The sequence below is a fragment of the Cohnella nanjingensis genome (assembly GCF_014212125.1).
GTDB lineage: Bacteria > Bacillota > Bacilli > Paenibacillales > Paenibacillaceae > Cohnella > Cohnella nanjingensis.
The window spans coordinates 279,278-305,620 of record NZ_JACJVP010000024.1 but is presented as its reverse complement, the minus strand read 5'-3'; the positions used below and the strand labels follow the sequence as shown (position 1 = coordinate 305,620).

The window sequence follows — 26,343 nt, the reverse complement described above, 5'->3', positions numbered from 1 at the left end:
GCACGCACTTTTCGCGTTTAAGGCGGAAAATCCGCTTTAATCGCGGCGGAGGCATGCACTTTTCGCGATTAAGGCGGAAAATCCGCTCTAATCGCGGCGGAGGCACGCACTTTTCGCGTTTAAGGCGGAAAATCCGCTTTAATCGCGGCGGAGGCATGCACTTTTCGCGAATAAGGCGGAAAACCCGCTCTAATCGCTGCGGGTTTCGGCCGCTGCAACGGATCCCTTACTTGAGCTGAATGAGCTGCTGATTGCGCAGGGTGACTTGGTTCGAGAGCTCGCCGACCCGCCGGGCGAGCGGTTCCGACTGCTCGGCGACATTCAAGCCGCCGCCGAGCAGCTGGATATCGTCGGCGAGGAGCTGCACCCGCTGCAGGAGCAATTGGTCCGTGTCCCGCATCGAGGGATGGGTCACGGGATCGCTGTAGCGCACCTTCTCCTCCAGCTCCTCCACGCTCCGCTTCAGCGGAACGGCGCTCGCGTCGCTGACGGCGTTCAGATGCAGCTTGGCCGACAGGAGGGACTGCAGCATCCCGCTTACCCACTGTACCGAAGCCGCCGCCTCGTCTTCCTGCTCCTCCGCGTTTTTCACGGAGAAAGCCATGAAGCCTCCGAGAATGCCGGCGATCGCAAGCGCGATCAGATGGATCAGAGCGTAAGAACCCGTAGACACGTCCAACATAATCGAGAACAGCACGATAATGCCGAGAACGGCAATGAAGTACAAGACGATGACCGTTCCGTAGCCCAAGTAGCTGGGTCCCGTCTTGCCGAAGCTCCGCTTGATGGAGCTCATGTAGCGCGAATAGCCGTAGGCGGCCGTCTCCGCCAGCAGCAGCGAACCGACCGTGAAGATAAAGTGTCCGGGCCGATAGACGGGCAAGCCGGTCAGGAAGACGGCGGCCACCGTGACGATGAGGGCAAGCACATAGATAAACGTATCGATCCGGAAGTACGAACGAGGCTGGCTCATGTTATTCCTCCTGCTTTGTCAGGTTATGACCGCACTCCAGGCAGAACTTCTGTCCGGGCTTCACCTCGTGCTGGCAGTTGCCGCACCGCAGCTCGGCCGTGCTCGTCCCGCAGTTCGGGCAGAACTTCACGTCCCCCTCGAGCTTCTCCCCGCACTTGCCGCAAGCCTTCGGCGGGGCGAGGGAGGTGCCGCACTTGCGGCATTGGGCCGCGTCCACGGCGTTGTCCGCCCCGCACTTGGGGCAAGGGGTGTTCGGGTCGCCGCAGTCCGGGCAGAACTTCGCCGAGGCGGGGAAGGACTTGCCGCACCGGCTGCATTCGACCTCTTGCGGGGCAGCCGGCTGCAGGTCGTTCATCTTCGCGCCGCACGTCATGCAGAAGCCGGCATCGCTCCGGTTGAGACTCTGGCACTTGCCGCACTTCTTGTTGTAGACCGACGTATCCATCTGCTGCGTCAAGCCCGCCATCTGTCCGCCGACGGCGCCCCCGACGCCGAAGCCCATCCCGAGCCCGATGCCCGCGCCCATGACGTTCGCGCTGCCGCTGCCTTCGTTCTTGGCTGCGCCCTCCAGCGTGTTGAACGTCCGTTCCTGCTGATAGGTATAGCCGATAATGTCCATCTCCGCCTTCTTCGCCAGCGCTTCCTTGAGCTTGACGGTCGACGGATCGTTGTCCGGAATATTGATGGAGCCGATGGTGAAGTTGAGCAGCCGGATGCCGTACTCCTCGAAGATCGGCGCGAGACGCTCCCGGGTATGCTCGGCAATCTCGCCCACATAGGCGTTGATCTCCAAGATGCTGACCTTCTTGCGAACCAGATAGGAAGAGATTAGTTCGTTGATGTTCATCATCAGCAAGCCGCGGAAATACGTGATCAGGGCTTCCCTGTCGAAGAGCGGGACCGCTCCGATCAGCTTCAGCAGAAACTTGCGCGAGTCTTCGATCTGCACCCCGAACTGTCCGAACGAACGCACGGCGACGAATAGCTGGTACTTGGGATCCTGAAGCTGCAGCGGCGCTTGCGTCCCCCACTTGACGTCCAGGACATGCGCCTTGTTGACGAACCATACTTCGGCCGCGAAGGGAGACTTGCCCCCGAACGGCAGGTTGACCAGCGATTGCAGCAGCGGAATGTTCGCCGTTTCCAGCGTATGCCTGCCCGGTCCGAACAGGTCGAGGGCGCGTCCGCCCTTGAACAGGATGGCTTCTTGCGTCTCATGAACGATTAATTGCGTCCACGTTCCCAACTCTGAATTGGGGTATTTCCAGGCGAACACGTCCGCCGGGGCTTCGAACTTCAATACGTCTACAACGGCCATGGGATCCGCTCCTTAGGTATGAGATGGGTAACAAGGCTTGGGCAGTCAATTCAGCGGCGTGCTGCAGTACTCGCATGTCGCCGCCTTGTTGCGGTAGATTTGGGCTTTGGAGCCGCAGCCGGTGCATTCGACGGTGATCGGACCGCTGTCTACGGCGATCGGGCCACTGTCGACGGGGGTCTCGGCTCCGGCGGCCGCCTCAGCGCCGTCCCAAGCCTCCATCGTCGACTCCCCCTGGCGATATCGCATGTCGTAGAGGAGCTCGCCTGTCGCCTCGTTCACCAGCACCGGCAATAGCCCGTACTCGTTCATGAACTTCAGCGCCAGCTTGACGGAGGCGACCGGACGGCTCGCATAGGCGGCGATCTGATTCACGTTGGTAAAGGCGTTGTTCATCGCCACCTGATAGTACCACCCGAGCAGCTCGATCTTCCGATTGTTCACGAATTTAGAGATCCCTTGCAGGATCAGCCCGATGGCGACGACAAAGATGGCTATGATTACGTAGCTGCCCACCGCCGCCTGATCGTCCGGATCGGAGGAAAAGACGCGACTGAGGAACCCGAATGCGCAGAAAAAGGTGAGACCGTAAAAGTGAAGCGCGACGATAAAAACTTTCTTTCCTTTCAAGTGCTCGTGTCTCGAAAATCGCGTCCAAAACAAAATCATCTGCAAAATCGACAACGGATACAAGATCACGAGGAAGAGCTGCCAACCCATCCAGGTCCGCACCCGGTTGTTTATGGCTTTTCTCAGCTGCTCCTTCAATCCCGGTTCTCTCCTTCTTCGGCGTGAAATAAGTACGTTTGTCCCAAGCTAGGACCTAAGAGACCTGGGCGGGCCAGCTCAGCGGCGTGGCGCAGTACTCGCATACGGCCGGCCTGTCCCTGTAGATCTGCGCCTTGGAGCCGCAGCCGGCGCACTCGACGGTGAGGGGGCCGTTGTCGGAGACGGTCTGCGCTTCGGCATGCGGCTGTGTATCCTGCCATTCCTCTTCCGGAGGAGCCGCCTCCTGATAGCGTTCGTCGTAGAAGAGCTCGCCGGTCGCTTCATTCGCCAGCACCGGCAATAGGCCGTATTGATTCATGAACTGCAGGGCCAGGACGACGGCGGCCGGCGATCGGCCCGTATAGACGGCGATCTGGTTCACGTTCGTATAGGAAGGATGCATCGCCAGCTGGTAGTACGTATCGAGCAGTTCCAGCTTCCGGTCGTTCACCGCTTTATAGATCCAATGGAAGATGAGGGCGATGACCGCAAAAAAGATACCTAGGAATAGGAAGCCGTCTCTCGCCGGATTGTCGTCCTTGCCGTCGGTTGCCGTCGTGATGATCATCGCTACGATACAGTAAAAAGTAATCACGTAGAAGTGAAGCGCCACGATAAAAACGTTCATGGACCGGAGATACTCGAATCTCGCGAATCGAATCCAGAACAAGACAATCTGCAAGAGCGACAACGGATATGCGATAACGAGGATAAGCTGCCAATTCAGCCAGCTTCCTACTTGTTTGGACATCGCCTTTTTCAGATTCTCCCGCAAGATCGGTCATCTCCTTCTTCTGTATCAAATGATGTGATCAAGCCTGCCAGTGCTTAGGAGACTCGGGCGGGCCAGCTGAGCGGGGTGGCGCAGTATTCGCACGTCGCCGCCTGGCCGCGGTAGATCTGCGCCTTGGAGCCGCAGCCGGCGCATTCGATGGTCAGGGGCCCGTCGTCTACGACATCCACGTCTTCTTCGTCGTCTTCATACTCAACCTCGACCTCAGCCTCGCCCTCCGTCTCCTCCTCGTCCCATTCCTCGTCCTCTTCCTCTTCCTCTTCTTCGTCTTCGTCTTCTTCGGCTAGCTCCTCGTATTCCTCGTCGTGAATCAATTCCCCGGTCGCTTCGTCCACGTAGTAGGGCAGAACGCCGTATTCATTCATGAAATTCAGCGCTAGCGCGGCAGCGGTCACCGATCGGCCCATCTGGGCGGCAATCTCGCCTACGTGCGTATAGTTCTCGTCCATGGCCAGCGCATGATACCGCTCGAGCAGCGCGAGCTTGCGGTTGTTGATGGAGCCGTAGAAGCCTGCGAATACGAGCCCGAGCACCAAGCAAGGCAAGCCCAGAATGACAAAATCGATGACCGTGAAGCCCCAGACGTCGGTAAACGCCGCCACGATGATGCCGATGAGGGATAGAAAGGCAAGCGCTAAAAAGTGGATCATCAGAATGCCGAAATTCTGGCCTCGCAAATATTCATGCCTCGCGAAGCGAATCCAAAACAACGGGATCTGCAGAAGGGCGATCGGGTATAGGATCACATAGAACATCTGCCACCCCAGCCAGTTTCCGACCTTCCTATCTATAGCGGCATCGAGTTGTTCCCGCATCGGCTTTCATCCTTTTTTGATATGTTCGCGTTGTCCGGCATTCTATGTATCGGCAGGCGATGGCGAGGAGACCAGCCAGCCCCGCACAAATGACAATTTTCGAGCTCTAGTAACATTCTACAGGCAAGAAAGTTTTTCCTCCAATAGGGGACATTGTATATTAACGTTATTCCGGTTCAAAAGTCTCGTTTTTTCGGGAGAAAATACCCAAAAGGCCGCCCGGAGCGGGCAGCCTCTCGTAGTTGCGCGAACGTATCCAATGCGGAAAAAACGACGTATCTGAAGTTCTCGACGGCTGTGCGCCGCGGCGGGGCGCACGATGAAGGTGATCGAAGAAGCCGAACGGAAACTTGAACGCCTGTCCAAAGTCCCAGTCCTGACGTCCATCAAGCTTTGTCGAGCCCGACGATCATCTCAGAAAGTAATCCCGTACTTCCAGCCAGCTGTTCACCCGGACGTAGCCGGTCTCGTTGACGTTGTGCGGCGACGTGAACAGGATGCCCTGGCCGGAGAAGCGCTTGAAGTGCCGCGCGTTATCGTCGATGAGATAATCGGCTTGAATGATGCTCTTGTCCCCGCAGAACACGAAGTTCATCTCGTCGAGGAAGCCGAAGTGCTCCTTGAGCCATTCGTACTTGGCGGTGAAGGAAGCTGGAACCTCCATGGCCGCGGTCGTGATGAAGATCTCGTAATGTTCGCTGAGCGCCCGAATGACTTCCTGGCTGTCCTTCATAACGTCCAGGTCGCGGAAGAAGGTCGGATCGTCCAGGTAGCTTCGAATCTCCTGAATCAAGTGGGGACGCAGATCCCGGAGATGGCACCCCATCAGGTCGTCCAACGTGACATTGTCATTGTAATCGCGATTGAACACGTGCAGGTGCTTGAGATTAAAGTCCGCGACAACCTCGTCCATATCGATAGCAATTCTCTTCATGCGGCAACCGCCTTTCGTTAGCAACATCTCGTCCTATTATACACCCTCTCTGTCCATGCGGACGTCAAAAATTCCTTGGGCAAACCGCCCAAGGAATTCGGTCTTCACGTATGACTGCCGATTGCCGATTGCCGATCTACAAGGATTGCAGGACATTCAAGACTTCGCTCGGCTCCAGCCGCGTGCGATAATCCGGGTCCACGCTCGCCAGTTCGGTCCTTCCCTGGCGGCCAATGACATAGGTGGCCGGCACGGGCAGCTCCCAAGTATCGTCTCCGTTGTACGCGTCGAGAGCGAAGCCGAGCGAACGATAAATGTCATGCAGCGCATCCGGGAGCTTGAACTTCAGCTTGTACCGCTCCGCCGTCCGATTCCCGATATCGCTTAGCACGTGGTAGCCCAGCTCGTTCTTCTCTTGCGCGGTCAGCGAGCGATCCGGCGTCTGCGGACTGATTGCGAGGAGCTGGGCGCCCGACACCTGAATACGTCCCAGGATACGTTGATACGCCCTCAGCTCCAGGTTGCAGAACGGACACCACGCCCCCCGGTAAAAGGTGAGAATCACGGGCCCCTTGGCCAACTCCTCGGACAGCGTGACGGCGTTGCCCGCTTGATTCGCCAAGGTAAAGTCGGGAGCCGAATCTCCCACGCCCAACCCCTGCGCGCTCCCCGATTCCCGAAGCGTTTCTATCGATTGCTCAATGGCTGCTTGGGCTATCTTGGGGAGAACCTCCTTGCCATACTTCTCCACGGCTTTCAATTCTTCTTGCAGCGTCGATCCTTGGAGTTCCGTCATGCGCCTCTCTCCTCTCCTTCAGATGCGCCAAGCGTAGCACTTCCTCGCGCAGGCGCTCTACCGGCAGGCGGAGCCTGGAGACGGTTAGCGGGACGAATCTCGCAATTGCGGCGCAAAAAAACCGCTCCGAGGAACGGTTAGCGCGCAGAGCGGGACGTCCGCCGCAGCAATTCTCCGGGGTTGACGCCATATTTGTCCCGGAAGGCTTCCGCAAAATAACTGGGATTCGAATAGCCCACCGCATAGGACACCTCAAGGACGCTGCCTTCCCCCTCCTGGAGCAGACGGTACGCTTTCTCCAGGCGTTGGTCCCTCAAGTATCCGAAGACGGTATGGCCGTATATTTCCTTGAAGCCGATCTTGAGCTTGTAGTCGTTCAAGCCGATCTGCCGGGACAGCTCCAAGAGCGATGGCGGATCCGCCATCTTCGCCAGCACGATCTCTCGCGCGCGTTCGATCTTGGAGCGGTCGGTTCGCGACAGCTTGGCGGAGGAAAGTCTGCTCTCCTGCAGCAAGGAGCTAAAGGCAGCGGACATCAGCTCCAGCATTCGGCTCTCGACCTCCAGATTCCGGATACCTCCGCGATCGATCGCTTGCGTCATCTGCCTCAAGAGGACGGTTGCCGTCGGATCGATGGTCTCCCGGTATAGGCGGTAGGGCTGCGACCCGATGATGCGGTTGAAGTCAGCCTCCCGGCTCCCGTCAGTCGCCTCCATAAACCGGTGGAAGGTGGCCACGGGAATCGCGATGCTCAGCATTCGAATGTGCTGATCCTCGCCGAAATGCATCCGGGCGCTCGCGGGATTGACGAATTGCAGGGCGTAGCTGCCGGCAGCCACCTGATAGCGGGCGCCGGAGACTTGAATCTCCCTCGCGCCGTGCAGGCAATAGCTTAGCTCCACCATAGGCGTCTCCGTGCGAAGATGTACCTCTCGATCCCGGCGCAGCTTGAAGTCGGCGATGGCCATTCCGAGATCGACGCGCGGCACCAAGCGGTGAATGGTCCCCTCGCCAAGGTGCGGGCGGAGCCCCATCCGCTCTGTCCGGTTCTCAGCCTTCCTGCGCATCTGGAGTCCGTCGAACAGCCCATTGAAGTTCTGATGAATATCGGAATTCTCTCGCACCACTCCCCACCTCCTCTCTAGAAAATACCAATTCTTCGTCTTCCGGGCAAATTCCGGTTTGGGCAATGCGCCCTTCGACCACCGGGCACGGGAGGAGACGCAGAACCGGATCGCGTCGGCCTATCCCGGCTTAGCCATTCGCCTCCACCGCGGCAAGGACGAATAACGATTCGCTAGTCGCCCCTTCCTCTTGAAGACGATGCTCGTCGAGCGCGCGCTTGACGGCCTCCAGGCACGGATAGCAGAATTCCCGATCCGGCTCCAGATAGGCACCGTCGGCCCATCGTTCCGCGCGTTCACGCCAGGGCCGCGCCGACGCTCGCGATTCAGAAAGCGTAAGCCACCCGAACGATCGGATCCGGTACGGCGGGCTGCGTTCGACAGGGGCCCAACATCAAAACGGGATGAAGCCGCTTCTCGCCGCTCCATCCCGTTCTGCGTTTCCCCGAACCGATGGCGTCTACCTCAACAGTTCGTCGTATAAGATCCGAATCGCGTTCCGCCTCGACGCTCCTTCGCGCCAAGTCCCCTGGTGGATCGCCCGAAAGTCGGTGTTGTCCGTAATCTGATCGATCCCGCCAATCAAGCGCCGCTCGGACAGCTTGCGCATGACCGGGTCCGCAATGGCGCCCGCGATCGCTCGGGCAAAAGTCTCGCCCCGGATGACCTGGAACGGGCGGTCATAGAATGCGGCGGTCTCCTCCGGCATGGCCGCGGTGATCCCCAGCCGGTTGTGCAGGCGCGCGACGCACGCATACGCCTGGCTTAACGCGGCTTCCCGCGCTCTCCATGCGTGGGCCGACTGAACCTCGGTCAACAGCGGCAGCAGTTCGTCCGCGGCTTCAATTCCCTTGAACGCCGTTCCGAACCATTTCGGATAAGGGGCATACCGGCGCTCCATCAGAAAACAAAGATTCATCATATCGGCGACGATCCTCGAGGCGATGAGGCTGGAGCCGAGTTCATCCCCCACGTAACCCGACCGCAGTGTCAGATGTTCTTCTTGCCCGATTCGCTGCCAGGTGGACGCCATCAGATACAGCCAGACGTCATGCGGATAAGCATGAAGCCGATGCCGCAGCGCCGTCAGCTCGCCCGTATCGTCGCGGAATACCGCTCCCCCCGTCAGCTCCGCCAAGGTCTGGGAAGGGAAGGCGAGCCAGTCGACGAGCTGCAGCTCCTGCCGGATATCGACGGCAAGCCGCTCTCCCGCATACTGCCGAAGCGTCGTCACCACGGATTGATTCGGATCTACCGGGTAGCCGCGGAAGCGGTCGGGCAGGCCCGCCCGCAAGGCCCGTGCGATCTCGTCGGTCAGGCTCTCGTCCCGTTCCTGAACGAACAGGCAGACGCGCGGACCCCAATCGTGATCCGTCGACATCTCGGTATCGAATCCGAGCACTTCGCTGCCTGGGCCGATCAGCGCCGACGCATAGCGAAGCAGCGGCCATCGGCCGAACAGGAGCGGCTCGATCCATTCCGCATGGAATCTACGGCTCAGCTCGATGCCATTCACAAATGCCATTGTCCGTCATCCCCTTGTAACCTTTCCCCGTTTTACGCCAAGATGGACTTCCGCGCCTGATCCAGCGCTTCGATCACCTTGTCGCACCAGCGGTCGAACTCCGGATCCTCCGTCTGATGCTCCGGATGCGCCAGAATATAGGCGATCGTCTCCCGAATCCCTTGATCGAGTCGGGTCGTGGCGACGAAGTCTGGGACGAGCCGCTTCAGCTTCGCGTTGTCGAAGACGACCGTATTGGCCTTGTCCCCGAGCAATCCGCCCCTATAGTCCTCGGTGCTGCACGCGTCCAAGAACTCGGAAGCGACGTGGACGGCCTGGAGCTTCACGCCGAGCGCGGCCGCGATGGCCTCGTAGATCTGATTCCACGTGACGGATTCGTCCGACGTGATGTGGACCGACTCGCCGATCGCATGGATGTTGCCCATGAGGCCGATGAAGCCCTTGGCGAAGTCGCGGTTGTGCGTCATCGTCCACAGGGAGGTGCCGTCCCCATGGATGATCACGGGCTTGTCGGCCAGCATCCGTCTGGCGACCTGCCAAGTCCCTTTGCGGCCGTGGACGCCCAGCGGAATGGTGCGTTCGTCGTACGTATGGCTCGGCCGGACGATCGTGATCGGGAAGCCCTCCTCGCGGTACTGCTTCAGGAGATAGTCTTCGCAGGCGATCTTGTTGCGGGAGTACGCCCAGTAAGGATTCGACAAGGGCGTCCCCTCAGTGATGCGGTAGTCGGACAGCGGCGTCTGGTAGGCAGAGGCGGAGCTTATGAAAATGAATTGTCTCGTCTTGTCCTTGAAGAGCCGATAGTCTCTCTCGAGCTGCGCGGGCTCGAATGCGATGAAGTCGGCGACGACGTCGAACGACAGACCCTCGAGCAGCTCCGCTACGCGCGCCTCGTCCCGGATGTCGGCCTGAATGATCTTCGCGCCCGGCGGCAAAGTCTCGTTGCGGTTGCCTCTGTTCAACAGATAGAGCTCGCAGCCTTGCTCCAGCAGTTGCCTGGTAATCGCCGAGCTGATCGTGCCCGTCCCTCCGATAAATAACGCTTTCATAAATCCACCTCCGTAAAATAATCGCCAAACGCAAATAAATAAGGAATTCCTCTCCAGATTAACACGTGTTCACGGCAATGACAAATGCGGGGCGGCCAGATGAATCTTCATCATTTCTTTCGTTTTTCCGTCGCTTCCCGTTCAAAAACGTGCGCTACGATATCTACGCAGGCAACGAGAAAGGGGACGACGAAAAGAAATGAACAGAAGACGCGGCTTGATCATCTGCCTCATCCTACTCTGCTTAGCCGGTTGCGGATGGAAGACGCGCGCCGTTGCGGCCGAATCGAACGGCGGGGACGACCGTGCATTTATCGCTCATGCGCTTGGAGGCATTGACGGCTTCTCCTATACCAACTCTTATGAGGCATTTATGAATAGCTATCTCATGGGTTACCGCCTGTTCGAAGCCGACTTGATCCTCACTTCGGACGGGGAGCTGGCCGCGCGGCACGATTGGTCCGGACGCATGCAGCCCGGGCTGGCCGACCCGCCCGGCCGACCCCCGACGCTCCCGGAATTCAAGACGGCGCCGATATTGGGCAAGTATCGCCCGCTGGATATGAACGATCTGATCCGACTATTGGCGCGCTATCCGGATATCAGCCTGATCACGGATACGAAGGAAACGGATACGTCGAAGGTGAAGCGGCAATTCGAATATCTCGTAAGCCAAGCGAATGCCGCAGACCCTTCGCTTTTGCAGCGCATTATTCCGGAGATTTATAGCCCGGAGATGTACGATACCGTCATGAAGATCTATCCTTTTCCGAACAAAATCTACTCTCTATATCAGTCCAACGCTTCGGAAGACGACATCCTCGCCTATGTGAAGGAGAAGCCCTTTACCTTCGTGGCCATGCCCGTATCCCGGATACTGCGGAATCCGACGCTCGTTCATCGCCTGAACCGCATCGGTGCCAGGAGCTATGTCCATACCGTGAACAACACGCTATTCATGGGCTTGCTCGGCCGATTGGGGGTCTACGGATTCTATACGGACGCGGAGGCCGCCCCCTCCAGCTTGCTGTCGGAGCTGCGGAAGCCGATAGATCGGGATATGCCGTTTTATATGATCCTTGTTATACTGGGTTGTATAATTGGGCATCGCTACGGAAAAATTAAAAGGCGCTCCGCCTGGGCAACGGAATCACGGATTTGTAGGTGAATAGGATGACCCCGTACAACGTGCTGATCGTCGACGACGAATTAGAGATCAGGGAAGCGCTCACGATCTATTTGAAAAGCGAGAATCTGTCCGTCTTCACGGCCGCGAACGGCGCGGAAGCGCTGGAGATTCTCGACAAGCAAGACATCCATCTGGTCCTCATGGACGTCATGATGCCCGAGATGGATGGCGTACAAGCGACGTTCCGAATTCGCGAGCACTTAAATATTCCGATTATCATGCTGTCGGCCAAATCCGAAGACAACGACAAGATCATGGGATTGAACGTAGGCGCGGACGACTATATCACCAAGCCGTTCAACCCGCTGGAGCTGATCGCCCGCGTCCGGTCCCAGTTGAGGCGGTTCACGAATCTGGGCGGCGCGCAGCAGATCAACGAAGACAAGATCCGGATCAGGGGGCTTGTCCTGAACAAAAGCTCGAAGAGCGTCGAAGTGGACGGCGAAGAAGTCCGGCTCACGCCCAAGGAATACAAGATTCTGGCCTTGCTCATGGAGAATCCGGGACGCGTCTTCTCGATCGAGGAGATCTACGAACGGATCTGGGACGAACAATTTTTCGCTTCGGAGAACACCGTTGCCGTGCACATACGGAACATTCGCGAAAAAATCGAGATCAATCCGAAAGACCCGAAGTACTTAAAGGTGGTATGGGGGATTGGATACAAAATCGAGAAGAAGTAAAGGCGCAAGAAGTACCGGAGCCCGGCTTCGGCATATCCTGACCGGAATGACGCGGCTTCCCCTGCGCAGGCTATGGCTGCAAAGCTGGCCGTACGCCTACCTCCGAATGTGGGCGGGCGGATGGGAGGAGAAAAAAGTCTCTCTTCAAGTTCTCGCCTTCGCGGTCCTGTCGGCTATCGCGGGCATCATCGGCTGGAGATTGTCCTTCTGGTACTACCGATCCGAAGCAAGATGGCTGATTCTCTACGAGGCCGCGTACGCGCTGATCGTCATCCCGATCGTGCTGGGGAAGGTCGGGAAGTTCCATCGGATTAGCAAGGGGACGGAAGAGATCGCCACGGGCAATCTGGAATCCGAGATCCAGGTCGCAGGGAAGGATGCCTTGGGCCGGCTGGCCGCCTCCATCAACAATATGAAGCTGGGTTACCAGAATGCGCTGGCAAGCCGGATCAAGAGCGAACGCATGAAGACGGAATTGATCACCAACGTGTCGCACGATCTCAAAACGCCCTTGACCTCGATCATCAACTACGTGGATTTGTTAAAAAAAGAAGATATTCCTTCCGAAAAGGCCAAGCATTACGTGGAGGTCTTGAATCGGAAATCGCTCCGGCTCAAACTATTGATCGACGATCTATTCGAAGTATCCAAAATGGCCAGCGGTGCGGTTGATCTCGATATTCAACATATCGACGTCGCCGCGTTGCTGACCCAGGCGATGGCGGAGAGTCATAAGGACGACGAGGAATTCTCCAATTCAATCCGCGTGAAAATCGAAAAGCCGCACATCTACGCCCATCTGGACGGCAACAAAACCTGGCGGGTATTCGAGAATTTGATCGGCAACGCGAAGAAATATTCGGTCCCCCATACGAGAATCTATATCTCCCTAGAGGAAGCGAAAGACAGCGTGATCTTCCATATCCAGAATACCTCGTCGTACGAGATCGATTTCGATGCGCAGGATCTCTTCGAGCGCTTCAAGCGGGCGGACGTCTCGCGTCATACCGAAGGGTCCGGACTGGGGCTGTCCATCGTGAAAAGCATCGTCGAGCTGCAGGGAGGCGAGATCGGCATCGAGATCAGCGGCGACCAGTTCAAAGTGCGGATTCGCTTCCCCAAATGAGTAATAACGGCCTTCCATTCGCAGCGACCTGACGAAGCATCTGAACCGCCTTTTACTTACTATATTTGAGAAACGCTATATTTTATAGTACACTACTCTCATACAGAAGGAGGAGATCCAATGGCCGACTCGGCAGTCAACATGGAAATCGGAATCAGCACCTTTCTCGAAGCGACGCCAGACCCGGCGACGGGAAAAGCGATCAGCCACGCCGAACGGCTGCGCCAAGCGGTGGATGAGATCGTCCTGGCCGACCAGGTCGGACTCGACGTCTACGGGGTCGGGGAGCATCATCGGCCCGACTACGCGGGCAGCGCGCCCGCCGTCGTCCTGGCGGCGGCGGCGGCCATGACCAAGCGGATTCGGCTGACGAGCGCCGTCACCGTGCTGTCCTCGGACGATCCGGTCCGCGTCTATCAAGCCTTCTCTACCCTGGACGGCCTCTCCAACGGACGGGCCGAGATCATGGCGGGCCGCGGCTCGTTCATCGAGTCCTTCCCGCTCTTCGGCTACAGCCTGGACGACTACGACGAGCTGTTCGAGGAGAAGCTGAAGCTGCTGCTCGCCATCCGCGAGTCGGAAAAGGTGACCTGGAACGGCGGCCATCGGCCCGCGATCCGCAACCTGGGCGTCTACCCCCGCTCCGTGCAGGATCCGCTGCCGGTATGGATCGCGAGCGGCGGCAACCCGGAGTCGGCCGTCCGCGCGGGCATGCTGGGACTGCCGATCGCCCTCGCGATCATCGGCGGCATGCCGGAGCGCTTCGCGCCGATCGTAGACCTGTACCGCCAGGCGGCCCGCGAGGCCGGGCACGATCCTGACAAGCTGCCGATCGCGACGCACTCGCACGGCTTCATCGGCGATACGACCGAGCAGGCGGCAGACGCGTTCTTCCCCCCCATGCAGGCGCAGATGAACGTCATCGGCCGCGAGCGGGGTTGGCCGCCGTACGACCGCGCGGCCTTCGATGCCGCGCGCAGCCTGCGGGGCGCCCTCTACGTCGGCGACCCCGAATACGTGGCGGAGAAGATCGTGCTGCTGCGCAAGAACCTTGGCGTCACGCGGTTCTTCCTGCACGTGGACGTCAGCAAGATGCCGCACCGAGAGATCCTGCACGCCATCGAGCTGCTCGGCACCAAGGTCGCGCCGCTCGTGCGCAAGGAGCTGGCCCGGATCGAGGGCTAACACGGCATCCCGCTAGCCGGTTCGCCGGCTGCAGGCAGGGCGTCCCCGCTATCGGGGGCGCCCTTGCTGTTGGCTGTGGCCTGCACGGCTTTGGCGGCCAAGTTCATCCCCGCCTCCGCTCCCCCCCTCGTTCCAGCGTACCGTCGGCATCGGTCGATCTTCGGAAATTACGCCGGCAATTCCCGAATCGTAACGCCAAAGAGGAAACAGATGGCTGTGCGGTGTATATATCATTAGAGCCATCCATGAGGAATCGGCCGGAAATATTAAAACCAAATGGCTAACGAGGGATTCAATATGTCCGTTAATGGAATCGTGATTGGCGTCGACGGCGGCGGGACCCATACCCGGGTGATGATCTGCGATGTCGCCGGGAACGTGCTGTCGTATGCGGCCCATGGCGCCGCCTCCGTCTACAAGGACGCGTCCGCCACGCAGAATGTCCGGAACGCCATGCGATCCGCGCTCGAGAAGGCGGGCAAAACGACGCGCGAGGTGCTGGGCGTCGCGGCGGGCATCGCCGGCTATGATTCGGAAGAGGATCTGGCCTGGGTCGAACCGCTGACCGATCTCCCGGGCCTCGCCTGTCCGAAGTGGCACGTCAATGATGCGATCGTCGCCCATTACGGCGCGTTCATGGCGCAGCCCGGCATCATCGTCATCTCGGGGACGGGGTCGATCATCGTCGGCATTGCCGAAGACGGCCGCCCCCTGCGCAACTACGACTTCCGCCACTATGCCGCCAGCGCCGCGCGCTTCATCGCCTATGATGCCGTCTATGAGGTTCTCGCGGGGAATGCGGACTCCACCGACGATGGCCTCGTTCAGTCCATGCTGGCGCATTGGGATGTGCGCTCCATCGCTGAGTTCTACAGCCTCGCCCGCACCGGATTCGAGGAAGACCGGCAGGAACGCGACCTGCGCTTCGGCCGATTCGCCCCGTTCGTCACGGCCGCCGCCGATCGGGGGAGCGCCGTCGCCATTCGCGTCTCGGACCGGGCGATCGCCCAGATCAGGGTCGGCATCGAACTGCTGGCCCCCGCCTTCTCCGATGACACGGTCCCGGTCGCGTTTACGGGCAGCGTCGTCGCCAGCCCCTACTTCTCCCGCTCCCTCAAGGAACGGCTGCAGGCAGGCAAACGCAAGCGCTTCGCCGTGGTTCAGCCCCGATTCTCCCCCGCCGCCGGGGCCGTCCTCCTGGCGATGAGCCGGCTGAATCTGCCGATCGACGAGGCAGTCATCTCCAATCTGCAGAAGATTCAGCCTTCGCAGTGTTAAGTCCGGCGCCGCCGCATACCCGAACATGCCGGCTGCGGACACGCTCGCGAATCGCAACGTGACGCCCAGCGGCTAAAAGGCATATTCGTCCGCCTGCCGAAAGTATAATAGGACAAGAGATCTCGTTAAGGGAGCGTACCTCCGATGAACTTTTCGCTGCTTCGCGCCTTAGGCCTGTCCTTCCTGCTCGTCGCGATGCTGACGCCCCTGCTCATCTGGGGGCTGCGCACTTTGAAGCTCACCCAGCCCATCCGGGTCGAACTGCCGCCCGACCATCAGGCCAAGCGCGGCACGCCGCTGATGGCCGGCCTCATCCTGCTCACGGGCGTCGCTACGTCCGCCTATTTCCACCCGGAGCCGCTGATCGTATTTTTGGGCGGCACTTTCGTGCTGTTCAGCCTGATCGGCTTCATGGACGACTTCAAGAAGGCCGCCTATCAAGATCCGTCCGGGATGTCCGGGCGGACGAAGCTGATCTGCCAATTCGCCGTCACGATCTTGCTGCTGTTCGTCCTGCTCTACCAGTTCGATCTGAGTCCGGATATCGCCCTGTTCGGCGGGTTCAGTCTTCAGCTCCCCTTATACGTTTATCTGATCCTCGTGGTGCTCTTTATCGTCGGGTCGGCCAACGCGATCAACTTTACGGACGGACTGGACGGGCTCCTCATCAACGTCGCCATTCCGACCTACTTTTTCTTCTTCGCGATCTCGGAGCATGCCGAAGTAAAGACGTTCTCCCTCGTCATGATCGGCTGCCTGCTCGGCCTGTTTCTTTACAACATCTACCCGGCCAAGGCGTTCATGGGCGATACCGGATCGCTCGCGATCGGCGGTTCGCTCGCCTTCCTGGCCGTGCTCGAAAAAGTCGAAATCCTCATTCCGCTGCTGTTCTCCGTCTATCTGGCCGAGCAGTTTTCCGTCATGCTGCAGGTTTGGTACTACAAGAAGACGAAGCTTCGCATCTTCCGCATGACGCCGATCCATTTTCACTTCAGCCTCAAGTACGGCTGGAGCGAAAACAAAATCGTCATGATCTTCGGCTTCGTCTCGTGGCTGTCCGCAATCGTTTCCTGGCTGATCTGGCGCTTCCTCATGTAGCCGCAGCGGCCTCGCGGATGCGCGCGATCACATCTTGGACCGTCAGCAGGCGCTTCTCCCCGTCCGCTCGGACCGTATACTCGACGAGGCCCTCCCCGGCCTGCTTGCCGACGACGATGCGGTACGGAATGCCGATCAGGTCCGCATCGTTGAACTTGACGCCGGCCCGCTCGTCCCGGTCGTCCAGCAGCGCTTCGATCCCCAGCCGCGCAAGCTCCTCATAGAGCGCCTCCGCCACGCGTTTCTGCGTCTCGTCGCGTGCGGATACGGGCACGATATGCGCCCGATAAGGCGCGATCGCGGCCGGCCAGACGATGCCTTTGTCGTCATGGCGCTGCTCGACGATCGCCGCCAGCAGCCGCGAGACGCCGATTCCGTAGCATCCCATGAGGAGCGGCCGCTCGCGTCCCTCCGCGTCCAGATACGCGGCTCCGAGCGCTTCGCTGTATTTGGTCCCCAGCTTAAAGACGTGGCCGACCTCGATCCCTCTGCCCAGACGCAGCTCGCCTTGCCCGCAGCGCGGACAGCGGTCGCCTTCCCGCGCGTTGCGGAAATCCCCGGTGCGATGAACGGCGAAGTCCCGGCCCGGAACCGCGCGACGGACATGATAATCCGCCTCGTTCGCCCCGCAGACGCCGGACGGCATCCGCGCGACCGCCTCGTCTACAAGGATCGGGATGCCCAGGCCGATCGGCCCCGCGAAGCCCGGGGGCGCCCCCGTGACCGACGCGACGGTGTCGGGGCATCGGCCAGCTCCGCCTGCTCGGCATTCAAAGCGCGGAGCAGCTTGGCTTCGTTCGCTTCGTGGTCCCCTCGCACCAGCACGGCTACCGGCTGCCCGTCCGCGAAGTAGATCAGCGTCTTGATAACGTGCCGCGGCTCGATCCCGAGAGAGGACGTCAGCTGCTCGATCGTCCGAATGCCGGGCGTATAGATGCGCTCTGCTTCTTCGACATCCGCCTCCGCAATCGCTCCTCGCCTCTCTTCGGCCTCCGCCATCCCCTCGGCGTCCTCCTCCGGCAAGCCCGTTTCCGCTTGCTCCAAGTTCGCGCTGTAGCCGCACCGCGTGCATGACGCGATCGTATCTTCGCCCGCTTCGGCGATCGCCATGAACTCGTGGGTCCCGCCTTCGCCGCCGATGGCGCCGGGATCGGCTTCGACCGCCCGGAAGACCAGGCCGCAACGCTCGAAAATCCGAGTGTAGGCCTCGTACATGCGCCTATAGGAGCGGTCTACGCCCTCCCAGCTCGCAGCTGAACGACACCGGCGCCGCGCGTTACCTGACTTTTCGCGTTCCCGGACTTCAACCCCACCAGGCCCCGTGCGCGAACCCGACTTTCGCGTTATCCCGGACTTCAACCCACCCAGCCCCGTGCGCGAACCCGACTTTTTCTCGTGGTCTCAAACCGATTTGCGGGAACGCCGCGCGGTTCTGCGGTCGGGAACGATCATCCTTGTTCCTTATCGGCATCGTTTCCGCCGTCTCTTTCTAGAAATCCCGTCATTTCTATGCATCCTTCGACTTTTTTTGTCCCAAACCTGACATGAAGCGCTTTCTTTTCAGTTTTGGTGCACATGCGAACGGTATGCTGATCATGGACAAAAAGGATCTTGCCGATCCGATGAAAACGAGGTGAAACCATGCATACTCCTATGAACCGCGTCGATATCGAGAATCCAAGGAGGAAAGAGGAGCGACCGCCAGAAGAACGGGAGGATCGAACATGAGCTGGAAAAGAATCAGAATGCTGCTGCTCGCGCTGCTGGTAGCCTTCGGGGGGATCCCGGGATGGCTGGCGCTCGAGGGCAAGCCTGCCTACGCCGCCGAACTCAAGAAGTGGAGCCCGGTTGGCGGCGCCGGATTTTCGCCCGGACAGGTCGGCTATACCTCGCTGGCGTTCTCCGACGGGACGCCTTATGTCGCGTTCGCCGATTGGAGCAACGGCAACAAGGCGACGGTGATGAAATACGACGGCAGCGGATGGACGCTCGTCGGCAATGGCGGATTTTCCGCCGGCGCCGCGACGTACATCGCATTGAAATTTTGGAACGGAACGCCCTATGTCGCCTTTGCGGATGCCGGAAACGGCGCCAAGACCACCTTGATGACGCTAAGCGGCAATACCTGGACGGGCGTCGGCGGGGGCAGCGTGTCTTCGGGCTCATCCGATTATTCCTCGCTGTACATCGACAACGGTTCGTTGTATGTCGGCTATCAGGATAAAACCAATAGCTATAAAGGCGTGGTAAAAAAGTTCAACGGGAGCGGCTGGGATACCGTCGGAGGCGGCCCCTTCTCGGGAAATCAGGCAAACTACGTCTCGATCGCCGTCAACAACGGTATCGTCTATGCCGGTTACCGGGATACGATAGACGCCGCGTCCAGAGGCTCGGTGTCGATGTTTAACGGAAGCAACTGGTCGCCGCTAGGCAGCAAAGGATTCACGCCGGGCCAGGCTAGCGATATCTCCGTGACTTTCTATAACGGCAAGCCGTATATGGCTTTCTCGGATAGCGCGAACGGCAGCCGCACTTCGGTGATGGTCTACGACGGAGGCTGGCAAATGGTTGGCAACGCCGGCTTTTCGTCGGAGCAGTCCACGTTTAACAACCTCGCCTTCGAGAGCGGCACGCCTTATGTCGCTTGCCAGACCTTTTCCGGCAAAGCCGAAATCCGAAAGTTCAACGGCAGCGGCTGGGAGCTCGTCGGAGGCGATGCCTACTTCGCCGATGGCGCGTGGTACACGTCCTTGGCTTTTCAAGACGGCGTTCCGTACGTCGCCTTCCAAGATCGGGGCAAGGGCTGGAAAGCGACCGTCATCGCGCTCAAGAACACCGTCGCCTACGACGGCAACGGCAGCACGAGCGGAGCCGTTCCGGTCGACGGCGCCGGCTACGACAACAACGCCAGCGTGAAAGTGCTCGCCAATACCGGCAATCTGCAAAAAACGGGCTACGTGCTGGACGGTTGGACGCTCGCGTCGGACGGCAGCGGGACGGTCTACCGGGCAGGGGAGACGTTCGCGCTCGGATCGTCCGGCGCGATCTTGTACGCGAAATGGGTCCTCGCAAGCTTTACGGTCTCCTACAATGCCAACGGCAGCACCGGCGGCAGCGTACCCGCCAACGGAAGCTATGCCTACGATACTAACGTCAACGTAGCGGGGAACACCGGCAATCTCGCCAATACCGGCTATGTATGGAACGGGTGGAATACCGCGGCGAACGGCAGCGGCACCGGCTATGCGGCGGGAGCCTCGTTCAAGATGGGCGAGGGAGACGTGACGCTCTACGCGCAGTGGAAGCTGGGCACTTTCCCCCTGCACTATGACGGCAACGGAAGCACCGGCGGCACTCCGCCCGTGGATGCCAGCTACGACTATCAATCGAGCGTGACCGTCGCCGGCAATTCCGGCAATCTCGTCAAAACCGGCCACGCCTTCGACGGGTGGAATACCGCGGCGAACGGCGGCGGCACAAGCTACGCGCCCGGCAACACCTTCGTCATGGGCGCGGCAGGCGTGACGCTGTACGCGAAGTGGAAGGCCAACAGCTACACGGTCAGCTTCGACAGCAACGGCGGATCGGCGGTGAGCAGCCAGACGAGAACTTACGGCAGCACGGCATCCGAGCCGGCGGCGCCGACGAAGACGGGCTACACCTTCGACGGCTGGTATGCGGATAGCGGCCTGTCGGCGCCGTTCTCGTTCGCGACGGCGATCGCGGGCGACACGCAGCTGTATGCCAAGTGGAAGGCCAACAGTTACGCCGTCGCCTACGACGGCAACGGCAGCACGGGCGGCAATGCGCCTGCAGGCGGCAGCTACGACTACAATACGAGCGTCCCCGTGGCGGGCAACACCGGCAACCTGATCAAGACCGGCCATTCGTTCGCGGGCTGGAATACGAAAGCGGATGGCAGCGGCACGAATTACGGCCCGGGCGACACCTTCGCCATGGGCGCGGCAGGCGTGACGCTGTATGCGAAGTGGTCGCCGAACAGCTACACGGTCGCTTATGCCGGCAACGGCGGCACGGGCGGCAGCGCGCCTGCCAGCGGCAGCCATCTCTACGGCACGAGCGTCACGGTACCGGGCAATACCGACCTGCTGGTTCGGACAGGCTATACGTTCGCCGGTTGGAATACGGCGGCTGACGGCAGCGGGACGAGCTACAACCCCGGCGATACGCTCACCGTCGGCGCGGCCGACGTGACGTTGTATCCGAAGTGGGCGATCAACAGCTACTCGGTGACCTATGCGGGCAACGGCAGCACGGGCGGCAGCGCCCCGGCGACTAGCTATCAGGACTACGGCAAAAGCGTAACGGTGCCGAGCCAAGGCAGCCTGGAAAAGACGGGCCATACGTTCAAGTCCTGGAATACGGCGGCGGACGGCAGCGGCGCGCGATACGGCGCCGGGGACACGTTCGCCATCGGCGCGGCGAACGTGACGCTGTACGCGCAGTGGTCGATCAACAGCTACGCGGTCGCCTACGACGCCAACGGCAGCACGGGCGGCATCGTTCCCGAGAGCAGCAGCCACGTCTACGATACGAACGTGCAAGTGGCGGGCAACACCGGCCAGTTGGTTCGGACGGGCTATACGTTCGCTGGCTGGAACACGAAAGCGGACGGCAGCGGTGCGAGCTACGGCGCGGGTGACGCATTTGCGATCGGCGCGGAAGACGTGACGCTGTACGCGAAGTGGAGCGTTAATAGCTACGCGGTCGCCTACGACGGCAATGGCAGCACCGGCGGCAGCGCGCCTGCGGTCGAAAGCCATGACTACAATACCGGCGTGACCGTACCGGGCAATCCCGGCCAACTGATCAAGACGGGATATACGTTCGCGGGCTGGAACACGAAGGCGGACGGCAGCGGCACGGCATATGCCGCGGCAGCAACCTTCACAATGCCCGCGGAGGACGTGACGCTGTTCGCGACATGGTCGATCAACAGCTACAAGGTCGCCTACGACGGCAACGGCAGCACGGGCGGCAGCGTACCGGCAGACATGAGACATGATTACGACACGACGGTCGCGGTACTAGGCAACAACGGAAGCTTGGTCAAGACCGGATATACCTTTGCAGGGTGGAATACGAAGGCTGACGAGAGCGGCACGAGCTACGCCGAGGCGGATACATTCACGATCGGCGCGGAGGATGTCACGCTCTATGCCAAGTGGACTATCAACAGCTACGCGGTCGTCTATGACGGCAACGGCAGCACCGGCGGCAGCGTACCGGCCAGCGGCAGCCACGTCTACGACACGAGCGTCGTCGTGCAAGGCAACGCCGGCGGGCTGGAGAAGACGGGCTACACGTTCGATGGCTGGAATACGGCCGCGGACGGCAGCGGCACGACCTACGCGGAGGCGGACGCCTTCACGATCGGCGCGGCAGATGTCACGCTCTATGCCAAGTGGGCGATCAACAGCTACACCGTCGTCTATGACGGCAACGGCCAGACCGGCGGAGATGCGCCGGAGGACGGCAGCTACGACTTCGAGACGACCGTCACGGTGCTCGGCAACGTCGGCGGGCTGGAGAAGATCGGGCATACGTTCGCGGGCTGGAATACGAAGGCCGATGGCAGCGGTACGAGCTACGGCGCGGGCGACACATTTGCGATCGGCGCGGCTGGCGTGACGTTGTACGCGGTATGGACGGTCAATCGTTACCCCGTCTCCTACGTAGGCAACGGCAGCACCGGCGGCAGCGTACCGGCTACCGACGATCACGCCTACAACAGCAGCGTGATCGTCCAGGGCAATACTGAAGGCCTGACGAAGACCGGCTATACGTTCGCGGGCTGGAATACGGCCGCGGACGGCAGCGGGACGGGCTACGGCGCGGGAGATGCGTTCGTCATGGGTACGGAAGGCTGGGTCTTGTATGCCCAATGGCTTAGCAACAATGCGCTGCTGTCCGATTTAAGCGTGGATCAGGCGACGTTGTCTCCGGCATTCGCGCCGCAAGTCCTGAACTACGAAGTAAGCTTGGACTACGAGACGACCAGCCTGGATCTGTCTCTCGCCTACGCGGATCCGACCCAGACCGTGTCGGTGACGGGCGCCGTATACCGGTCGGTGACGGGTTCGGTATACAGCTATCAGGCGACCGGCTTGCAGGTGGGCCCGAACCCGATCCGCATCGGCGTGACGGCCGAGGACGGCACAGTGAACGTCTACACGGTCAACGTGAACCGCATCTCCGGCAGCAACGCGGACTTGAGCGGATTGGCGCTCTCTAGCGGCGCGCTAAGCCCGGCCTTCGTGCCGGGAACGTCGACGTACGGAGCCAGCGTGGCGAACAGCGTGGCGAGCGTGACCGTCACGGCTGCCGCCGCCGATCCGCAGGCCGCGATCCGCGTCAACGGCCAGACGGTCGCGGGCGGAGCCGCCAGCGAGGCGATCAGTCTCGCGGCAGGCCAGAACGAGATCGTCATCGAAGTGACGGCAAGGGACGGCACGAAGAAAACGTACACGGTCAACGTGTATCGCGCATCCGCCAGCAGCGGCGGTGGCGGTAACGGGAATGGCGGTGGCGGCAGCGGCGGTAACGGCGATGGGGCGACCTCGCCTCCGGGCGGTCCGGCGGCCTCCGCCAACGGCCAGCTGACGCTGCCCGCCGGTCAAGCGGGAGAAGTCAGTCTGGGGAGCCGGGTAAGCCTCTCCATCCCGGCAGGCGCGACGGATCGAGAGATCAAGCTGACGATCGAGGAAGCGACGAATCCTCAATCGCTGATCCAACATGGCGAGATTCTCGTCAGCCCGATCTACGTCATCGCGAAGAGCGGCTCCGAGAACCTCTCGAAGCCGGCGACGTTGACCCTGGTCTTCCAACCGGCAAGCTTGAAGAGCAGCCAAGAGCCGGCCATATTCTACTATGACGAAGCCGGCAAGAAATGGCTGTCCGTCGCGAACGGCAAGGTGAACGGCAATCGCATCTCCGTGGAGACCAAGCAAGCGGGCACATTCGCCGTATTCGCGGTAGACAAGGCGGACGTGCCTCAGACCGGTCCGGCGCCGAAGTTCGGTGACGTCTCCGGCCACTGGGCCGAAGCGAAGATCCTGCAAGCCGTCGGCGCCGGGATCGTCTCCGGCTACGCGAACGGCACCTTCAAGCCGAACCAGACCGTGACGCGCGCGGAATTCGCCGTCATGCTGGCGAAGGCGCTGAAGCTTCAAGGAGCCGGCGGCGAGCTGGCGTTCTCGGACCAGGAGAAGATCGGCACCTGGGCGCGGGAGGCGATCGCGCAAGCGGTGCAAGCCGGCATCCTCAAGGGCTTCGGCGACGGCAGCTTCCGTCCGAACGCCGCGGTCACGCGGGCCGAGATGGCGGCGATGATCGCGAACGCGCTCGGGCAGCCGCTCGAGGCAAACGCGGAGACCGGCTTCGCGGACGACAAGGACATTCCGGCGTGGGCGAAAGGCGCGGTAAGCGCCATCCGGAAGCTGGGCTTAACCGAAGGCAAAGGCGCGAACCGGTTCGATCCGTCCGGCAAGATGACGCGGGCGGAAGCGGTCACGGTGCTGCTGAACCTAATCGGCCAAGCTGCCAAGAAATAGAGAGAACAATGAAGTATTCAGAGGCTGTCCCAGTAGGTCTACACAGACCGGGGGCAGCCTCTTTTGCGTGTCTTCTCGCCCTGTACGGCCAAAGAGACGTACCCAATACGTCTCTTTGCATGCCTTCGCCTCTGCAAGGCCAAAGTATCGTACCCAGTACGTCTCTTTGCAGGTCTTCGCCTCTGCAAGGCCAAAGTATCGTACCCAGTACGTCTCTTTGCAGGTCTTCGCCTCTGCAAGGCCAATGTGACGTATCCAGTACGTCTCTTTGCATGCCTTCGCCTCTGCAGGGGCTATGTGACGTACCTAGTACGTCTCTTTACAGATCTTCGCCGCCGCATGGCCAATGTGACGTACCTAGTACGTCTCTTTGCATGTCTTCGCCGCTGCATGGCCAAAGTATCGTACCCAGTACGTCTCTTTGCATGCCTTCGCCTCTGCAGGGGCTATGTGACGTACCTAGTACGTCTCTTTACAGATCTTCGCCGCCGCATGGCCAATGTGACGTACCTAGTACGTCTCTTTGCATGTCTTCGCCTCTGCAAGGTCTATGTGACGTACCCAGTACGTCTCTTTGCAGGTCTTCGCCTCTGCAAGGCCAATGTGACGTACCCAGTACGTCTCTTTACAGGTCTTCGCCACACCATGGCCCCATTTGTCCGCAAGACGCTTTGACGAACGCGTCAATTCGCCGTCCGGACGGGCGTGATCAGGTACAAGGCTGACGATGGATCGGCGGCGGGCAAAATGACCAGGGGACTCCTCTGTCCCGAATACCTTAATGTGACGCGCTCGCCTTCCAGACAGCGCAAGATCTCTACGAGATACTTGCCATTCAGCGATAGCGTGAACGGCTCGCCATTCGACTCCCGAACCGGGACTTCATCCTGGACTTCTCCGATCTCCGCCGTCCGTGAAGTGAAGACCAGCCGTTCTCCGATAGCTTCCAGCCTGACAATGCTCTCGCTCGTGAATACCGCGACGCGCTCCGCAGCCTGCACTAATCTTGCAGTCTCAACGGTAACCTCGGATAAGTAGGAACGCGGGATGAGATGGTGAACGGAAGGATACGCGCCCTCGAGCAGCGCGGACTGAATCCTTAACTCGCCTGTGCTGATCCTCATCTGGCGGCCGTTCACTTCGATCTCCACAGTCCCCTCTTCATCGTTTAACATTTTCGAGATCTCGTACAGATTCCTGCTGGGGACCGTCACGGGCGATCGGGGCACCGCTCGGCGGGCGGACGGCAGCGTCCGGGAAGCGAGTCGTATGCCGTCCGTAGCTACGAATTGAAGCGAAGCCTCGCCCTGCGCGAACCACACCCCGGTTAGCACCGGTCTGGACTCGGACGCGGAGGCGGCAACGGCTACCTGCTTAATAATGGACTTTAGAACGCCATTGTTCATCCGCAGCTTGTCGTCCGCGGCTTCATCCAACCGATTCATGGACGGAAAGTCTGCCGCATCCATCCCGCATAATCGGCATTGCGAGGCGCCCGACCGGATCGAGAGGATGAACGGCTCCGCTGTTTCTAATGTCATCATTCCCGGTTGGAGTTTCCGAATCATCTCGTTAAAGTATCGTGCGGGCACGACAATACTGCCCGTTCTGCGCACGTTCATGCCGGTGCTATGAAGCGGAATCCGATACTCGACGGACAGACTGGTATTGTTGGACCGCAGAATGAAGCCATCGGCAGCGACCTGGAGATGGATACCCGATAAGAGGGGGATAGGATGATTCGCCGATGCAGCTCTCGATACGTACTGCAGCGCGTTCAGGAGGGATTCTTTGGTTATCTCCGCTAACATAGCCTCACCGTACTCTCCGGGGATATTAACTCGAATAATAGGATTCCAGAATTTGACGAAGCACCTCGGAACGGGACATACGATGCTCTATGCCCTGCTTTTCGAGCTTCTCCCAGATGTCGTCCGGCAGCGTCAAAGATATCTTCTTCGTGGCGCCGATGCTTTTGCGGCCGGCTCCTTCCCGAAGACCGCCTCTCGAATACAGAAATCCGAGCTGGCCGTCTTTGTTGGAGACCCCGACTTTGAAGCCGTTCTCGTTCAATTCGATCATCTCTCTTTTTTTGATTTTGGTAACCTTTTTCAA

At 60.1% G+C, this 26,343-nt stretch carries 21 protein-coding genes; 7 read left to right on the top strand and 14 right to left on the bottom strand.

The features are described from left to right. Positions 1-226 precede the first annotated feature (226 nt). The 10 genes from H7C19_RS15230 to H7C19_RS15185 all read right to left on the bottom strand — a co-directional run bounded on the left by H7C19_RS15230 (position 227) and on the right by H7C19_RS15185 (position 10,095). Positions 227-973 (bottom strand): hypothetical protein, encoded by a 747-nt coding sequence (locus H7C19_RS15230; RefSeq protein WP_185143501.1) that lies wholly within the window; start codon positions 971-973, stop codon positions 227-229. Position 974: 1 nt separating this feature from the next. Continuing rightward, positions 975-2,291 (bottom strand): SPFH domain-containing protein, encoded by a 1,317-nt coding sequence (locus H7C19_RS15225; RefSeq protein ID WP_185143500.1) that lies wholly within the window; start codon positions 2,289-2,291, stop codon positions 975-977. Positions 2,292-2,336: 45 nt separating this feature from the next. After that, positions 2,337-3,059 (bottom strand): hypothetical protein, encoded by a 723-nt coding sequence (locus tag H7C19_RS15220; RefSeq protein ID WP_185143499.1) that lies wholly within the window; start codon positions 3,057-3,059, stop codon positions 2,337-2,339. Positions 3,060-3,114: 55 nt separating this feature from the next. Then, a complete protein-coding gene (locus H7C19_RS15215; protein WP_221469253.1) occupies positions 3,115-3,810 on the bottom strand; it encodes a hypothetical protein in 696 nt (231 codons plus the stop codon). Between the two features lie 77 nt (positions 3,811-3,887). Next, a complete protein-coding gene (locus H7C19_RS15210) occupies positions 3,888-4,667 on the bottom strand; it encodes a hypothetical protein (RefSeq protein ID WP_185143497.1) in 780 nt (259 codons plus the stop codon). Positions 4,668-5,076: 409 nt separating this feature from the next. Further along, the gene (locus H7C19_RS15205; protein ID WP_185143496.1) at positions 5,077-5,601 is read right to left on the bottom strand and encodes a 5' nucleotidase, NT5C type; all 525 of its coding nucleotides are present in this window, start codon (positions 5,599-5,601) and stop codon (positions 5,077-5,079) included. 136 nt (positions 5,602-5,737) lie between these two features. After that, a complete protein-coding gene (locus tag H7C19_RS15200) occupies positions 5,738-6,397 on the bottom strand; it encodes a peroxiredoxin-like family protein (protein ID WP_185143495.1) in 660 nt (219 codons plus the stop codon). A gap of 137 nt (positions 6,398-6,534) precedes the next feature. After that, positions 6,535-7,521 carry a helix-turn-helix transcriptional regulator gene (locus H7C19_RS15195; RefSeq protein ID WP_313731669.1) on the bottom strand — a complete coding sequence of 329 codons (987 nt, stop codon included), beginning with the start codon at positions 7,519-7,521 and terminating at the stop codon, positions 6,535-6,537. A 460-nt stretch (positions 7,522-7,981) separates the two neighbouring features. Next, the gene (locus tag H7C19_RS15190; protein WP_185143494.1) at positions 7,982-9,046 is read right to left on the bottom strand and encodes a DUF4037 domain-containing protein; all 1,065 of its coding nucleotides are present in this window, start codon (positions 9,044-9,046) and stop codon (positions 7,982-7,984) included. A 32-nt stretch (positions 9,047-9,078) separates the two neighbouring features. Further along, positions 9,079-10,095, bottom strand: coding sequence for an SDR family oxidoreductase (locus tag H7C19_RS15185; RefSeq protein ID WP_185143493.1), 1,017 nt, complete (start codon positions 10,093-10,095; stop codon positions 9,079-9,081). 199 nt (positions 10,096-10,294) lie between these two features. Between H7C19_RS15185 and H7C19_RS15180 the strand changes: the two genes are divergently transcribed. From H7C19_RS15180 to mraY, 6 genes are all read left to right on the top strand, one after another. Further along, entirely contained in the window at positions 10,295-11,263 is a 969-nt protein-coding gene (locus H7C19_RS15180; protein WP_185143492.1) for a phosphatidylinositol-specific phospholipase C/glycerophosphodiester phosphodiesterase family protein, read from the top strand. Positions 11,264-11,268: 5 nt separating this feature from the next. Further along, positions 11,269-11,967: a response regulator transcription factor gene (locus H7C19_RS15175; protein WP_185143491.1), complete on the top strand. Its 699-nt coding sequence runs from the start codon at positions 11,269-11,271 to the stop codon at positions 11,965-11,967. A gap of 46 nt (positions 11,968-12,013) precedes the next feature. Next, complete coding sequence (locus H7C19_RS15170) at positions 12,014-13,093, top strand: HAMP domain-containing sensor histidine kinase (RefSeq protein WP_185143561.1); 1,080 nt, start codon at positions 12,014-12,016, stop codon at positions 13,091-13,093. A 120-nt stretch (positions 13,094-13,213) separates the two neighbouring features. Next, positions 13,214-14,278 carry an LLM class flavin-dependent oxidoreductase gene (locus H7C19_RS15165; RefSeq protein ID WP_185143490.1) on the top strand — a complete coding sequence of 355 codons (1,065 nt, stop codon included), beginning with the start codon at positions 13,214-13,216 and terminating at the stop codon, positions 14,276-14,278. Positions 14,279-14,575: 297 nt separating this feature from the next. Further along, positions 14,576-15,556 (top strand): BadF/BadG/BcrA/BcrD ATPase family protein, encoded by a 981-nt coding sequence (locus tag H7C19_RS15160; protein WP_185143489.1) that lies wholly within the window; start codon positions 14,576-14,578, stop codon positions 15,554-15,556. A 144-nt stretch (positions 15,557-15,700) separates the two neighbouring features. Beyond that, complete coding sequence (gene mraY / locus H7C19_RS15155) at positions 15,701-16,654, top strand: phospho-N-acetylmuramoyl-pentapeptide-transferase (RefSeq protein ID WP_185143488.1); 954 nt, start codon at positions 15,701-15,703, stop codon at positions 16,652-16,654. On the opposite strand, the gene H7C19_RS35245 is transcribed toward mraY, so the two are convergent. Continuing rightward, positions 16,647-17,339: a His/Gly/Thr/Pro-type tRNA ligase C-terminal domain-containing protein gene (locus H7C19_RS35245; RefSeq protein WP_281384878.1), complete on the bottom strand. Its 693-nt coding sequence runs from the start codon at positions 17,337-17,339 to the stop codon at positions 16,647-16,649. The genes mraY and H7C19_RS35245 overlap by 8 nt on opposite strands. Continuing rightward, positions 17,318-17,869 carry a YbaK/EbsC family protein gene (locus H7C19_RS35240; protein ID WP_281384870.1) on the bottom strand — a complete coding sequence of 184 codons (552 nt, stop codon included), beginning with the start codon at positions 17,867-17,869 and terminating at the stop codon, positions 17,318-17,320. The genes H7C19_RS35245 and H7C19_RS35240 overlap by 22 nt, the downstream gene beginning before the upstream one ends. A 509-nt stretch (positions 17,870-18,378) precedes the next feature. On the opposite strand from H7C19_RS35240, the gene H7C19_RS34810 reads away from it, so the two are divergent. After that, positions 18,379-24,228: an InlB B-repeat-containing protein gene (locus H7C19_RS34810; RefSeq protein ID WP_281384869.1), complete on the top strand. Its 5,850-nt coding sequence runs from the start codon at positions 18,379-18,381 to the stop codon at positions 24,226-24,228. Positions 24,229-24,911: 683 nt separating this feature from the next. Here the strand turns inward: H7C19_RS34810 and dnaN are convergent. Together dnaN and H7C19_RS15090 are read right to left on the bottom strand one after the other, a co-directional pair. After that, complete coding sequence (gene dnaN, locus H7C19_RS15095) at positions 24,912-26,039, bottom strand: DNA polymerase III subunit beta (protein WP_185143487.1); 1,128 nt, start codon at positions 26,037-26,039, stop codon at positions 24,912-24,914. Positions 26,040-26,064: 25 nt separating this feature from the next. After that, positions 26,065-26,310, bottom strand: a complete 246-nt coding sequence (locus tag H7C19_RS15090; protein WP_185143486.1) for a ribbon-helix-helix domain-containing protein — start codon at positions 26,308-26,310, stop codon at positions 26,065-26,067. Positions 26,311-26,343 lie beyond the last annotated feature (33 nt).

Bases quoted from the DNA above. Each gene is read 5' to 3' on its own strand.
- H7C19_RS15185 (WP_185143493.1), bottom strand. From the start codon at position 10,095: ATGAAAGCGTTATTTATCGGAGGGACGGGCACGATCAGCTCGGCGATT.
- H7C19_RS15180 (WP_185143492.1), top strand. From the start codon at position 10,295: ATGAACAGAAGACGCGGCTTGATCATCTGCCTCATCCTACTCTGCTTA.
- H7C19_RS15190 (WP_185143494.1), bottom strand. From the start codon at position 9,046: ATGGCATTTGTGAATGGCATCGAGCTGAGCCGTAGATTCCATGCGGAA.
- H7C19_RS15170 (WP_185143561.1), top strand. From the start codon at position 12,014: ATGACGCGGCTTCCCCTGCGCAGGCTATGGCTGCAAAGCTGGCCGTAC.
- H7C19_RS15090 (WP_185143486.1), bottom strand. From the start codon at position 26,310: ATGATCGAATTGAACGAGAACGGCTTCAAAGTCGGGGTCTCCAACAAA.
- H7C19_RS15165 (WP_185143490.1), top strand. From the start codon at position 13,214: ATGGCCGACTCGGCAGTCAACATGGAAATCGGAATCAGCACCTTTCTC.
- H7C19_RS15160 (WP_185143489.1), top strand. From the start codon at position 14,576: ATGTCCGTTAATGGAATCGTGATTGGCGTCGACGGCGGCGGGACCCAT.
- mraY (WP_185143488.1), top strand. From the start codon at position 15,701: ATGAACTTTTCGCTGCTTCGCGCCTTAGGCCTGTCCTTCCTGCTCGTC.
- H7C19_RS15210 (WP_185143497.1), bottom strand. From the start codon at position 4,667: ATGCGGGAACAACTCGATGCCGCTATAGATAGGAAGGTCGGAAACTGG.
- H7C19_RS35240 (WP_281384870.1), bottom strand. From the start codon at position 17,869: ATGTACGAGGCCTACACTCGGATTTTCGAGCGTTGCGGCCTGGTCTTC.
- H7C19_RS34810 (WP_281384869.1), top strand. From the start codon at position 18,379: ATGAGCTGGAAAAGAATCAGAATGCTGCTGCTCGCGCTGCTGGTAGCC.
- H7C19_RS15215 (WP_221469253.1), bottom strand. From the start codon at position 3,810: ATGTCCAAACAAGTAGGAAGCTGGCTGAATTGGCAGCTTATCCTCGTT.
- H7C19_RS15200 (WP_185143495.1), bottom strand. From the start codon at position 6,397: ATGACGGAACTCCAAGGATCGACGCTGCAAGAAGAATTGAAAGCCGTG.
- dnaN (WP_185143487.1), bottom strand. From the start codon at position 26,039: ATGTTAGCGGAGATAACCAAAGAATCCCTCCTGAACGCGCTGCAGTAC.
- H7C19_RS15175 (WP_185143491.1), top strand. From the start codon at position 11,269: ATGACCCCGTACAACGTGCTGATCGTCGACGACGAATTAGAGATCAGG.
- H7C19_RS15205 (WP_185143496.1), bottom strand. From the start codon at position 5,601: ATGAAGAGAATTGCTATCGATATGGACGAGGTTGTCGCGGACTTTAAT.
- H7C19_RS15225 (WP_185143500.1), bottom strand. From the start codon at position 2,291: ATGGCCGTTGTAGACGTATTGAAGTTCGAAGCCCCGGCGGACGTGTTC.
- H7C19_RS15230 (WP_185143501.1), bottom strand. From the start codon at position 973: ATGAGCCAGCCTCGTTCGTACTTCCGGATCGATACGTTTATCTATGTG.